General features: G+C 37.6%; 12 protein-coding genes. 6 read left to right on the top strand and 6 right to left on the bottom strand.

Features of this window, described 5'->3' with window-relative positions; genetic code table 11:
- Positions 1-3: 3 nt before the first annotated feature.
- On the bottom strand, positions 4-615 hold the full coding sequence (locus J4Q03_RS09215; RefSeq protein ID WP_426047900.1) for a YdeI/OmpD-associated family protein: 612 nt from the start codon (positions 613-615) through the stop codon (positions 4-6).
- Between the two features lie 3 nt (positions 616-618).
- Positions 619-1,752 carry a serine hydrolase domain-containing protein gene (locus J4Q03_RS09210; protein ID WP_426047899.1) on the bottom strand — a complete coding sequence of 378 codons (1,134 nt, stop codon included), beginning with the start codon at positions 1,750-1,752 and terminating at the stop codon, positions 619-621.
- A 101-nt stretch (positions 1,753-1,853) separates the two neighbouring features.
- On the opposite strand from J4Q03_RS09210, the gene J4Q03_RS09205 reads away from it, so the two are divergent.
- Positions 1,854-3,179 (top strand): M48 family metalloprotease, encoded by a 1,326-nt coding sequence (locus J4Q03_RS09205; protein WP_426047898.1) that lies wholly within the window; start codon positions 1,854-1,856, stop codon positions 3,177-3,179.
- A 24-nt stretch (positions 3,180-3,203) separates the two neighbouring features.
- Here J4Q03_RS09205 and J4Q03_RS09200 read toward each other — a convergent pair whose 3' ends face one another.
- A complete protein-coding gene (locus J4Q03_RS09200) occupies positions 3,204-4,736 on the bottom strand; it encodes a hypothetical protein (protein ID WP_426047897.1) in 1,533 nt (510 codons plus the stop codon).
- Positions 4,737-5,107: 371 nt separating this feature from the next.
- Positions 5,108-6,649: a glycine--tRNA ligase gene (locus tag J4Q03_RS09195; protein WP_426047896.1), complete on the bottom strand. Its 1,542-nt coding sequence runs from the start codon at positions 6,647-6,649 to the stop codon at positions 5,108-5,110.
- Between the two features lie 228 nt (positions 6,650-6,877).
- On the opposite strand from J4Q03_RS09195, the gene J4Q03_RS09190 reads away from it, so the two are divergent.
- Both J4Q03_RS09190 and J4Q03_RS09185 read left to right on the top strand, forming a co-directional pair.
- Positions 6,878-7,573: a pseudouridine synthase gene (locus J4Q03_RS09190; RefSeq protein ID WP_426047895.1), complete on the top strand. Its 696-nt coding sequence runs from the start codon at positions 6,878-6,880 to the stop codon at positions 7,571-7,573.
- A gap of 202 nt (positions 7,574-7,775) precedes the next feature.
- Positions 7,776-8,813 (top strand): quinone-dependent dihydroorotate dehydrogenase, encoded by a 1,038-nt coding sequence (locus J4Q03_RS09185; RefSeq protein WP_426047894.1) that lies wholly within the window; start codon positions 7,776-7,778, stop codon positions 8,811-8,813.
- A 28-nt stretch (positions 8,814-8,841) separates the two neighbouring features.
- Here the strand turns inward: J4Q03_RS09185 and J4Q03_RS09180 are convergent, their stop codons facing one another.
- Complete coding sequence (locus J4Q03_RS09180) at positions 8,842-9,729, bottom strand: hypothetical protein (protein WP_426047893.1); 888 nt, start codon at positions 9,727-9,729, stop codon at positions 8,842-8,844.
- Positions 9,730-9,746: 17 nt separating this feature from the next.
- Positions 9,747-10,991, bottom strand: a complete 1,245-nt coding sequence (locus tag J4Q03_RS09175) for a DUF445 domain-containing protein (RefSeq protein WP_426047892.1) — start codon at positions 10,989-10,991, stop codon at positions 9,747-9,749.
- 73 nt (positions 10,992-11,064) lie between these two features.
- On the opposite strand from J4Q03_RS09175, the gene msrB reads away from it, so the two are divergent.
- From msrB to J4Q03_RS09160, 3 genes are all read left to right on the top strand, one after another.
- Positions 11,065-11,583 carry a peptide-methionine (R)-S-oxide reductase MsrB gene (gene msrB, locus J4Q03_RS09170; protein ID WP_426047891.1) on the top strand — a complete coding sequence of 173 codons (519 nt, stop codon included), beginning with the start codon at positions 11,065-11,067 and terminating at the stop codon, positions 11,581-11,583.
- A gap of 137 nt (positions 11,584-11,720) precedes the next feature.
- Complete coding sequence (locus J4Q03_RS09165; RefSeq protein WP_426047890.1) at positions 11,721-12,476, top strand: murein L,D-transpeptidase catalytic domain family protein; 756 nt, start codon at positions 11,721-11,723, stop codon at positions 12,474-12,476.
- Positions 12,477-12,486: 10 nt separating this feature from the next.
- Complete coding sequence (locus J4Q03_RS09160; RefSeq protein WP_426047889.1) at positions 12,487-12,867, top strand: hypothetical protein; 381 nt, start codon at positions 12,487-12,489, stop codon at positions 12,865-12,867.
- Positions 12,868-12,925 lie beyond the last annotated feature (58 nt).

The raw sequence follows: 12,925 nt of genomic DNA, 5'->3' as shown, positions 1-12,925 counted from the left end.
TGTTTATTTTTTTTCGTATTTCCAGTTTCTGGATTTTCCTTCGGCTATCCATTCCAAAGACTGTTCCATTCTTTTATTTCTGGTTGTTTCAGTTTTAGCTTCTGTAACCCAGTTGATATATTCTTTTCTGTAAGAAGGAGATTTTTTCTCAAAAACGGCTAAGGCATCTTTATTTTCATTCAAAGCAGATTGGAAATAATCAGGAATTTCAGTTTCTACTTTGGAAGGTGCCGCTTTCTTCATGGTAACACCCATATCTGTAAGTTCCATTGCTTCTTTAATCGCCTTTTTAAGCTGAGGTTTTGAAGGCAGGTCTTCCATTTTGGTGAGTTTGCCTAAACTGAACATTGAACTTTCTTTGGCTGTTGTTTTTATTTCTTTTAAAGTTTTCATCTCCTGATGCAGCCAGAATCCGAGGCTGCAATACTGCTTGAAAGAAGTAATCGAGCAAAGAATCTTTCCTTTATACATGAAAGTGGGAAATTTCCATTTTATGGCTTCTTCTGTTTCAGGACAGTATTCATGGATAGTCTCCCTGAGATAATTTAAAATGGGTTGTGCAAAATCCGGAGATTTCTCAATGTATTCATCGACTTTTATGTTGTGCTTTTCCATGGTTTATCGGAATAACGATACGGTTTCGTTGACAAGAAATTTTACCTGATCCGGTCTTCCTCTGTCATTTTTAGGGTTATTTCTGTAGCTTCCTGTTCTTACAATCACCATATTATGCTCGGGAACCATAATGATGTATTGTCCCTGCAGCCCCAGGAAATAGTAATGTTTAATAGGATTGTCATGGTTGATCCAGAGCCCCATTCCGTAGATCTCTTTGGATTTTTCGGTAGGTGTCCTCATCTGTTCGATAAAATCCCGGTTAAGGATCTGATGTTCTCCTACCTTCCCGTTATCTAAAAACAGCTGTCCCAGTTTCGCATAATCTCTTGCGTTGGAATGGATGCAGCAGTATGTTTTTTCCATCCCGTAACTGTCTGTGCTCCATGAGGCGTTCTGTTCCATTCCCATCGGGATCCAGAACTTTTCTGATAAGTAGCCTGCCAATGTACGGTTCAGAGCTTTCTTCAGCGCAAATCCAAGGAGCTGGGTAGTTCCGCTCTGGTATTCAAATCGGGTGCCGGGTTCTTCTTTAAACTTTCTTGAAAAGACAGCTTTAATAAGATCTTTGCCATAGTAGGCTTTTGCGTTCGGCAGAAAAGGATTATTGTAATCTTCATCCCAGTCAAGTCCCGCTTCCATTTGGGCTAAGTTTTTAAGCGTAACATCCTTCCCGAACTGTTTCTCCTTAAATTCAGGATGAAAATCAGAAAGTTTTTCATCAATATCTTTTATGATACCGTCTTCCAAAGCTTTTCCCAGCAGCATGACAGTAACAGCCTTTGCCATAGAGAAAGAATTGGTCTGTGAAAGCTGGTTATAGCCGTCCCAATACTGTTCATGAAGGATTTTTCCGTTTTTTATAACAACAAAAGCAGCTGTTTTGGAATGCTTTAAATTCTCGATAACATTCTCTGGAAGCTCCTTTTTATTATATTCCGGATCTTCTGTCCACCGCTCCGGATCTTTTGTAGCGATAAGGTTTCCGGGGAACAGGATTCCATCGTCGATATAAGCGCTTGATTTTCCCCTGAAATATGTTTTGGAAATTCCACTGAATAAATAGTCGTATCCCAAAAGATAAGCTGCGGCTGCACCTGTGGCGGCTCCGCCTATTACGTATTTTAATACCTTCATATGGTTGTGAGAATCAGTCTCAAACAAATTTAGAATAATTTTGATAAGAAAATGAGAAAGAAAAGGTAAATAAACTATTTTTGTAATTAATGATGAAAAATATGACCAGAAAATTGATTGTATTTGTGTTTTTCATTTTTTCGGTAATGGGAGCTGCCCAGACCTATAAAATGATTGACACTGCAGATTATTTGCAGAGAAAAGAATTTTTAAAAAGTTTTGCCGGAAATAACGAGGTTTTTATTAAAAAATTAAGATCACAGTATTCCGGGAAGACCGGTTCGGAATTATCTAAAATTTATAAAGAATTCGGAACTGATTTCGAAAAGCAGGTAAAGAATAAAGATTTTATCTTCAAGTCTGAATTTGAAACTGAAATAAAAAGCCTGATCCAGCGTCTCAGAAAAAATAATCCGAATATTCCCCAGGACCTGAAAATTTTAGTGGCAAGGGACAATACTCCCAATGCTTACTGCCTTGCTGACGGCACTTTTGTGATCAATATGGGACTCTATAACTGGCTGAACAGCGAAGATCAGATTGCTGCAGTCATCACCCATGAATTAGGGCATAAAATAGATGAGCATTCGCTGAAGACATTTTTAAACATCATTGAACAGAATCAGCTGGATAAAATGACCGTTCAGAACCTGAAAGAAACAACAGAGAGACGCAGCCAAAGTCAAAATCAGAAAGCTTTCGATATCCTGAAAAACAGGGCTTACAGAAAAGGAGAGGAAAGAAGGAAGCAGGAAATGAAGGCAGATTCGCTGGGCTACATAATCTTTAAAAACAGTGATTTTAAGAAAACTGAATTTGTGAATGCACTTCAGCGGCTGCAGGATTTTGATACGATTTCTCCCCGTAAATTAAAGGTGGAAACCTATAAAAAACTTTTTGATCTTCCGAAGCAGGCTTTCAATGAAAAGTGGATGAAGAAAGAAGATTTCTCGCTGTACAATTATAATTTTTACAAAGAAAAGCTGGATAAAGATTCCCTTGCCTCACATCCCGAAATGTCCCGAAGAATTGAAAGACTGAAAAAAACATTCCCGGAACTTAAAACTTCGGTGGAATCTGAAAAATCTTCTGATCCATTTACCACATTAAATAAAATGGCCCGGATGGAAATTCTTCCCAATTACTATCACTCCGAAGATTACGGGCTGGGAATTTATGTGTCCATGCAGTTCCTGCAGGACGGTGAAGAGGAAAAATACTATAAAGGCTGGCTGGGCAAATGCTTTTCGAAGATATATGAGGCCCGGAAAAATTATAATCTGAACCGCTATCTGGACAGAATTGAACCCAAGAATCAGAGTGAAAGCTATCAGCAGTTCCTGAGCTTTATGTGGAATCTGAGTCTTGATGATATAAAGAACATAGCAGACTTTTACCAGAGCAGCTATCAAATAAAAGAATCCTGATACATGATCAGGATTCTTATTTTTTTAGTAGTTCAGTTTTTCTAAACGTATTTTATTGAATTTTTCTTTTTCGTTATACTCACGGAGAAGGATATAGCCTTCTTTTCCGACATATGGTGTAACAGCGTAATTGTCTTTCTCAGAAATAGGAATGATTTCCTGTTTGAACTTTCCGTCAATAACCGTATTGATGAAAAGGTTCCACTTTTTCTGCCTGGTGACTTCATCCTTCTGATAATCCCGGTAAAAGAAGACCACATCTTTTCCGCCGTTGAGGTATTGTGAAAAAAGATAATCGCTGTTCACCCATTTTGTTTTTTCCTTTTCAAAAACCTGAACATTTTTGATCTTGAAATCTTTATCTGTATAAACATAAACAAGATCAGTAGTTTTAGGTGCATTGTATTGCCCTGCCGGTTTGTATTTTTCTGTAAGAATCCCAACGCTTCCGTCATTCATGAAATACATATCCTTAGTCTGAAGCATATAACCGCTTTCTACCATACCGTTAGCGTTGATCTTGGGAAGGAATGATGCAAAATCCGGCCTGAAATTAATTTCTTTTGTATCTACGGTAAAATCGGATTTATTGACCATCATTCTGGCATAGCCTATAAAATCATACTTAGTAAAATTTCTTCCCAGCAAAACAATTTTATCATCAAATGTCTTATCATTGTCAAGGCTGCTGCCGTAGCCCAAAGAAAAACTGTCGATGAGGTCGATGGTCGTATCGGAAAGCCCCGTGATAGGCTTATTCGCCGTTTCTTTTCCTGTTTTCATATCAATCACCACAAGGCTGAAGGATTTTTTATCATCGTCTGCCTTTTTCATGATGCAGTACATATAATTTTCATCCCTTTCCAGAACGGACAATGTGGAGAAAACCTTTTTGCTGCCATCAGTATTGTATTTATACCTCCAGAGCTCCTTTTTATTGTCATCAAATTTAATGATGCTGTTGTTGTTCACATATTTTCCGTAGTCTTTATATTCTATGGCAAAATAGCCTCCTTCCTTTACTTCTCCTACAGCGGAAACATAGTTATAGCCTTTTTCTTTTTTCTCCTCGCGGTTTTCCTTGCGCTGCGCTTTCCAGTTTTTAGGCTCATTGATCTCCTTGAATGTGCCGTCCTCAAGATAATCGTAGTATATTTTTCTTTTGATGGTATTGGTTTTCGGATCTATCACCATAGAAACCGGTGTGAAAACCTCCCTGCTTCTTACCAGTGAATAATCCATCATGGATGGCTTTAGAATGATCTGTCCCTTAAAATCAACATACCCAAGATAAGAACCGGCTGTAATATCTCCTTCAAATTCTTTATTGGCAACAGGGTTAAGGTTTTTATCCAGGATTACATATTCGAATTTTTTGGTCCTGTCACCTGCTTTTCCATAAGAATAAAGAGAAACATAACCGTAAAGATTGTCTTTGTCATCGAACAGTGCATTCATTCCCACATGGTCGCCGGCTGCGAGTGTGGTAAGGTCTTGTGTCTGGGAATAGGATAAAGTCTGGAATAATCCAAAGAGCAGAAAATATATTTTTTTCATGGATAAAATTTTTTGTTTAAAATAGTAATTAAATGGAGAAATATTTCAGTTGTTCCAAACGAATTGTATTGGATTTTTCTTTTTGTTGAATTTCTGTATCGGAGTTTGGAACAATCCAGACAACAGAAGATATATTTTTTCATCATGCATATTTTGGTAAAAATAACAAATTAAGGAATACGCCGATACAGTTAATTTTCTTCATAAAAACTCGAGTAAACAGGAATGTAATAATTTAAATACCAAAAAAAGAAATCTGCGTTATCTGCTAAATCTGTGAGAGAATTTTAAAAGCTCGCAGATTTAGCAGATAACGCAGATGTTTATGTTATAGATGAGAAACAAAAAAAACCGATAACGGAGTTTTTAATTTATAGTTTAGAAAGTAAATTTCTGAAATTAGTTTTCTCGTCGATGATCCTTCTTAATTCTGAAACAGGAACTCTTTCCTGCTGCATTGTATCCCGGTCTCTTATCGTTACCGTATGATCCGTCAGAGAGTCGTGGTCGATGGTGATACAGTAAGGCGTACCGATGGCGTCCTGTCTTCTGTAACGTTTTCCGATGGCATCCTTTTCTTCGTAGAATAAGTTGAAATCATATTTCAGGTCATTGAAGATCTGTTCAGCATATTCAGCAAGACCGTCTTTTTTCATTAACGGAAGAATTGCTGCTTTAATTGGTGCTAAAGCCGGAGGTAAAGATAGAACTGTTCTTTCTGAACCGTCTTCCAATACTTCGTCTCTCAGACAATGAGAGAAGATGGAAAGGAATAACCTGTCTAAACCTACCGATGTTTCCACAACGTAAGGAACATAGTTTTCATTTCTTTCAGGATCGAAGAACTGAAGCTTCCTTCCTGAAAACTCTTCATGAGCTTTTAAATCGAAATCCGTTCTTGAGTGAATACCTTCCAGTTCCTTAAATCCGAATGGAAAATTAAATTCAATATCAGCCGCAGCATTGGCATAGTGAGCCAGTTTCTCATGATCATGGAATCTGTAGTTGTCATTCCCTAGACCTAAAGCAAGGTGCCAGTTCAGACGTTTTGTTTTCCATTGTTCGTAGAATTCAAGTTCAGTTCCCGGAGCTACAAAAAACTGCATTTCCATTTGCTCGAATTCACGCATTCTGAAGATAAACTGTCTGGCAACAATCTCGTTTCGGAATGCTTTACCGATTTGCGCAATACCAAAAGGAAGTCTGTGACGTGAAGTTTTCTGTACATTCAGGAAATTAACAAAGATACCCTGGGCAGTTTCAGGTCTTAAATAAAGATCCATCGCAGAATCTGCGGAAGCACCCAGTTTAGTTCCGAACATCAGGTTGAACTGTCTTACCTCCGTCCAGTTTTTAGAACCGGTATCAGGGTCAGCAATTTCAAGCTCTTCAATTAAAGCTTTTACGTCAGCAAGGTCTTCATTTTCCAGCGATTTTGCCAATCTAGAAAGAATAGCTTCTCTTTTTGCACGGTATTCCAAAACTTTTGGATTTGTAGCAACAAACTGATCTTTATCAAAAGACTCACCGAATCTTTTGGCCGCTTTTTCAATCTCTTTGTTCTCTTTATCTTCAATTTTAGCGCAGTAGTCTTCTACCAGAACATCTGCTCTGAAACGTTTTTTAGAATCCTTATTGTCAATCAATGGATCGTTGAAAGCGTCTACGTGGCCCGATGCCTTCCATGTGGTAGGATGCATAAGGATCGCCGAATCAATGCCGACAATATTTTCGTTAAGCTGTACCATAGCTTTCCACCAATATTGTTTGATATTGTTTTTTAATTCGGCACCGTTCTGTCCATAATCATAAACAGCGGATAAACCGTCATAGATCTCACTGGAAGGAAAAATAAAACCATATTCTTTAGCGTGAGAAATCACTTTCTTGAAAACATCTTCTTGCTTTGCCATAATTTTTTTACGTCTGATGTGCAAAAATAGTGAAAATGTAGGAAGATGGAGGGGGAAGATGGAAGTTTTTATGTACATGTGAATTAGGAGCTGGGAACCTGCTTTCACTACTCGCCATTTTGAATGAATCTTCGCGGCGGCGGAGCCGCCGCGAAGATTCATTCAAAATGGGCTCAAACATGCCGTTCAATCAGGGCTAAATCAGTATAAAATTTCTACTTTTGCTCCATGTTAGAAATTCTTTATCGCGACGAGCATCTCATTGCCATCAATAAACCCAGTGGATTGCTGGTGCATAAATCTTTTTATTCCGGGGAGGCCGATACCTATGCTATTCAGGAATTGAGAAACCAGATCGGGCAAAAAGTGTTTCCTGTACATCGGTTAGACCGAAAAACCTCAGGGGTCTTGTTGTTCACTTTGGATAAAGAAACGCTTAGAATGATGAGCGAACAGTTTGCCTCACGCGAAGTGGAGAAGAAATATCTGGCAATTCTTCGTGGTTGGACAAAAGAAGAAGAAACGATTGATTATGATTTAATTAATGAAAATGAAATAAAGCAGAATGCCATTACCTATTATCAACGTTTGCAGACATCAGAAATAGACTTACCATTTTTAAAACATCAGACTTCAAGATACTGTTTGGTAGAAGCCATTCCGGAAACGGGTAGATTTCATCAGTTGAGAAAGCATTTTAAACATATTCTGCATCCTATTTTAGGCTGCCGTAAACACGGATGCAATAAACAAAATAAATTGTGGCTTCAAACATTTGGCATTAACAAAATGACACTTCATGCCCATCAATTAGTTTTTAGTCACCCAATTTCTAATGAAAGAATTACGGTAAATGCTACTATAGATGATGAGTTCAAAAGAATAGGGGATATTTTGAATTTCGATTTGAGTTCGTATTCTTAATTTAAGTACAAGGTCTAAGAAATATCCTTGTCAGGGTTTCTTAACCCCACACTCGGTTAAATAAAAATCTTTGCGTGAAAAACATTCACAGATTAGCAGTTTGTGCTATTCGTGAAAAACAATAGTGAAATTTGTATTTAAACTATCTTACATCAAGATTTCATTTATTTTAAAATGAGTATTTTTGTAAAACTTTTTTTCAATGTACAAAAGTATCATCAGACCCATTCTCTTCAAATTTGATCCCGAGGAAGTTCATCATTTTACATTTTCAATGCTTAAAAATTTTGGATTTCTTACCAAATTATTTTTACCCAAACCTATTGAAGACAAGCGTCTGGAAAGAGAAGTTTTCGGATTGAAATTTAAAAACCCTGTAGGATTGGCTGCCGGTTTTGATAAAAATGCAGTCTTGTTCAATGAGTTGGGAGATCTGGGTTTCGGATTTGTAGAAATCGGAACCGTAACACCAAAAGCCCAGGCAGGAAATCCGAAGAAAAGATTGTTCCGCTTAATTGAAGATGGCGGTATTATCAACAGAATGGGGTTTAATAACGATGGTCTTCACGCTGCTATAGAAAAACTCAAAGGAAATAAAGGAAAAATAATCATCGGAGGGAACATCGGAAAAAACACCGATACAAGCCCGGAAAACTATACTCAGGATTATCTGGACTGTTTTGAAGGCCTGCATCCTCATGTAGATTATTTTGTACTGAACGTCAGCTGCCCGAATGTGGGAAGCCATGCCAAGCTGGAAGATGTAGACTATCTGCGTGAGCTGATTACAGAAGTAAAGAAAATCAATCAGTCAAAATCTGTACAGAAACCCATATTACTGAAAATTGCGCCCGATCTTAATCATAATCAGTTAGATGAAATCGTCGACCTGATCGCAGAGACAAAAATTGACGGTGTAATTGTTTCCAACACCTCTGTCAACCGGGAAGGTCTGAAAACTCCTCCTGAAGTTTTGGAACAAATTGGAAATGGCGGATTGAGCGGAAAGCCTATCCGTGAAAGAAGTACAAAAATGATCAAATATCTTTCTGATAAAAGCAACAGAGCGTTCCCAATCATTGGAGTAGGAGGCATCCATAGTGCAAAAGATGCTATGGAGAAACTGGACGCCGGAGCAAGCCTGATACAGCTTTATACAGGATTTATTTATGAAGGTCCGGAACTGATCAATGAGATCAATAAAGAATTGTTAAAAAGAGCCGGCAGGCTTCCAAGATAAAAAGAAAGAGAACGTAATGTTCTCTTTTTTATTTTGATTTAACAACAGTTGCATTTTTAACGTCAACTGTAAGGGTATGGGCTGGAGAAGATGAAGATTTATTGATTTTATATTTTAAGATTTTCCGGTCTTTGGATTTTGTTTCCAGGGTGTCGTAGATGTTTTCCAGGCAGCTTTCAGTAAGGAATTCTTCATAGTTTTTATAATTCCAGTCTTTGGTAAAGTACAGAATCCTGTATCCTTTTTCGCCTTCACTGGCTCCGCATCTTCCGCAGGCATTGAAGTTGGAAGAATGTTCAAAATACAGTAAAACCCGGTTTCCACTTTCTCCGGAAGCAAAAGAAATCAGTTGGTTCCCACCATGTTTATTAATAAAATCAAACGTATTGATCTTTTTATTGTTGGGTAGTATCAGGTAATTATTATAACGGTAAATCATATCATTGCCGGTAAATAACTTGGCAGGTTGAGCTTTTTTATTCAAATAAAAGTTTCCTGAGATTGAATTTTCCTTAGGACCATCCTGTTCAAATACAATACGCTCTTTCGGGGATAGAGTTTCTGCAATTTCAGCGGTTTTTTCCACTTTTTGAGGTGAAGTGATCTGATCTTTAAATACTTTTGAATTTTGCTTTTGCCTGTTTCCAAAATTATATAAAGAAAGTTTCCCGTAATCATAAATACCGATCAGGGGTATTTTTTTCTGATATTTATCGTAATAATACCAGCCGTCAACAAAATACTGATTGAGGTTGCAGTCAGCAATTCCGGCAAAATAAAGCTGCATCGTGACAGGCATTCCTGCGATTTCCCCTTTGAAGATCTGAGAAGAATCCGTTATTGCTTTTAATTCAATTTTCTGACAGAAACAGAGGGCAGAAAGAGGAATAAGCAAGGTGATTAATAGTTTTTTCATGGTGGTTTGATCGTTTTTTAGAGGAAGAAATTGGCAATGGTATAGATGATCAGTCCAACCAGTCCACCAACGAGTGTTCCGTTTACCCTGATAAACTGCAGGTCTTTTCCTACTTCCAGTTCCATTTTTTCGCTTAATTCTTTGCCCTGCCAATTTCCTACGGTAGAACTGATGAGACTCCCAAACTGATGGGTATTTTTAAGAATATATTTATAGGCCGTCACCCTTACCCAATGATCGATCTTATTCTGAAGATTTTCATCCGTTTTTAAATTTTCAGAAAATTCATTCAGGTTTTTTGTGAGGTAATTTTTTAAAGAAGATTGCTCATCCTGTAATTCCTTCATCAAAGTTTTCTTAATGGAAACCCAGATATCGCTGGAATATTCATCCAGTTTATCATTTTTCAAAAGGCCATTTTTGATGGTTTTAAATTCATCATCCCATTTCGGATCTTCCTTAAGGTCAGTAGAAAAATCCTGAATCTTTTGTGTGATCAGATTCCGGATTTCATGGCCGGGATCTTCTTCTATTTCCCTGAAAAAATCTGAAAGCCCACTGGCAATTTTATCTGCAATTTTATTGTCAACAAAAGAAGGAATGAATGAATAGCTCCCTTTCTGTACCCGGTCTTTGATCATTTCATCATTTTCTATGATATATTCTTTGATTTGTTTGGAAAGATTGGTAACAATTCTCTGGTGATCATTTTTTTCCAGAATATAGCTGATACCGTTTCCCACTACTTTATTGAGCTTGATATCATCCGTCATTTCAGTCACTTTTTTGCTGATAAACTGGCTCACAGAAGTATCATCAAGTTTATTGAGAATATCCAGAACAATATCCGAAAGATTCCTGATCAGGATTTCCTGGCTTTTTTCTTTTCCAAGCCATTCCCCGACAAAATTAGAAATTTTAAGCTTCTGGATGTAAGGACGTATATTTTGAGGGGAAAGGAAATTGCTCACCACAAAGCTGCCAAGATTATCACCCAGTCTCTGTTTACTGTTTTCAATAAGGTTCGTATGCGGAATGGGAAGTCCAAGCGGGTGCCTGAAAAGAGCGGTCACGGCGAACCAGTCTGCTAAAGCTCCCACCATTGCTGCTTCGGAAAAGGCCCTCACGTAGCCAAGCCAATGAGATGGATTCGACTTCTGAAGTAGAGTGGTGGCAATAAAAATAGCGGCCATCAGGACAAATAATCCGGTGGCAAACATTTTATATTTTCTCAGCTGTTTTCTTTTCGCTTCGTCATTCATATTCTCAAATTTACTAAATTTGGTAATGAAACCATCATCCTAAACGGGATGAAATTCAGGACTAAAATTTACAATGAAATTTTTAGTTTTTATTATATTATTAACCTTTTTGCAGGCGTGTCCGCAGAAACCTAAATCTATTACAACACTTCCTATGGAAAATAAAGAAGCAAAAAACAATCCATACTATTCCAGAACTGATACTTCAAAGCTTGATATTTCTAATGATGAGTGGAAAAAGATCCTTGCTCCGGATTTATATGCCATTGCCAGAGAGGCGGCTACAGAAAGAGCGTTTACCGGAAAGTATAATGAATTCGATGAGATTGGAGATTATTACTGTGCAGTCTGCGGTAATCATCTCTTCCGTTCCACCTCAAAATTTGCGAGCAGCTGCGGATGGCCGAGCTTTTTTGAAGCAGATAAAGAAGGCGTTTATTATACAAGAGACACGGCCTATGGAATGGAAAGGGTGGAAGTGCTTTGCAAACGCTGTGACTCTCATCTTGGACACGTTTTCGACGATGGTCCGAAACCTACGGGACTACGCTATTGCATGAATTCCATAAGCCTGGAATTTGTTGCAGATTGAGAAAAATATAAAGCTTTAATTCACAAAATCAGGACGTTAAAGTTTCTTAAATTCAGTTAAACTTTGTGGACTTATAAGTGTCTGGTAATTATGTTTTTATAATTTTGCCACACTAATTTGGAATTTAATATTATTGAATGAAAGGAATTTATAGTGTATTAGGCCTGATTTATATGGTCACGACTTCATTCTATCTTTCGCCGGGGAAGGCAGTAAAGAGTGAGAATGTCAATACAGCAAAAATTGAAAAAGCAGCAGACACGAAATCTGAGAAGACCGCCGGTAGAGCATCTTCATCAGAAGAATTGTACAAATCAATTCCATTTGATCCTGAACATGAACTTAATTACGAAGTTTTCGCAAAAGCATTAACAGGATTTGAAAATTTAAAAAAAGCAGGATTGCTTAACCAGGATTCGCATTTATTGACTATCTGCGATTTTTCTATGTCTTCGAATACAAAAAGACTTTGGGTAATTGATACTAATGAGAAAAAAGTACTCTTCAATTCACTGGTAGCACACGGAAAAAATACAGGCGAAGAATTTGCGACGAATTTTTCTAATACGGAAAGTTCGCTGCAGACCAGCTTAGGATTTTATATCACGGATGCCACTTACCAGGGAGACAATGGGTATTCTTTGAAATTGCTTGGAATGGATAAAGGTTTTAATGATGCCGCCTATAGAAGAGCTATCGTGATGCACGGAGCAGATTATGTAAGCGATGAGTTTGCGTCCATGCACAAAAGAATCGGAAGAAGCTGGGGATGCCCGGCAGTACCGAGATCATTAACGCAGCCGATCATTAATACCATAAAAGGTAGAAACTGTCTTTTCATCTATTATCCGGATCAGAATTACCTTTCCTCATCAGAATGGTTAAAATCATAACGATCTGAGAATGGAAGATACTTCAGAATTTATTTCTGCTGTCAGGCTGATGAATAATCCCGATGGAACAAGTACTTTCGAAAAAGGGAAGATTCCGACTTTAAAGCCGGTGAATATCAATACTTTTTGGATAAGCACTACCGTTGAAGAATGGGAAAAGGTGACTCATCCGGCTCCAAGAAGGCAGTATGTGGTAACATTAAAAGGAAAGATCAGGTTCAAAGTAAGCAATGGTTCTACATTTCTTATTGAGCCCGGAATTATTCTTTTGGCTGAAGATACAAAAGGAGAAGGTCACAGTTGGGATATGATAGGAAGTGAAAAATGGGAAAGGCTTTATATCCCGATTGCTGATCATACAGAAAACTCTTTTATTCCTGATGCGAAGTAGAGAAAGAGTTTAAATTTTTTAAAATTAATTGATAAAATAAAAAGCAGTCTGATTAGAC

Origin of the sequence: Chryseobacterium sp. NFX27, assembly GCF_049887855.1 — a bacterium.
In the GTDB taxonomy this organism is placed as follows: domain Bacteria; phylum Bacteroidota; class Bacteroidia; order Flavobacteriales; family Weeksellaceae; genus Chryseobacterium.
This window is presented reverse-complemented; position numbering and strand designations above follow the sequence as displayed.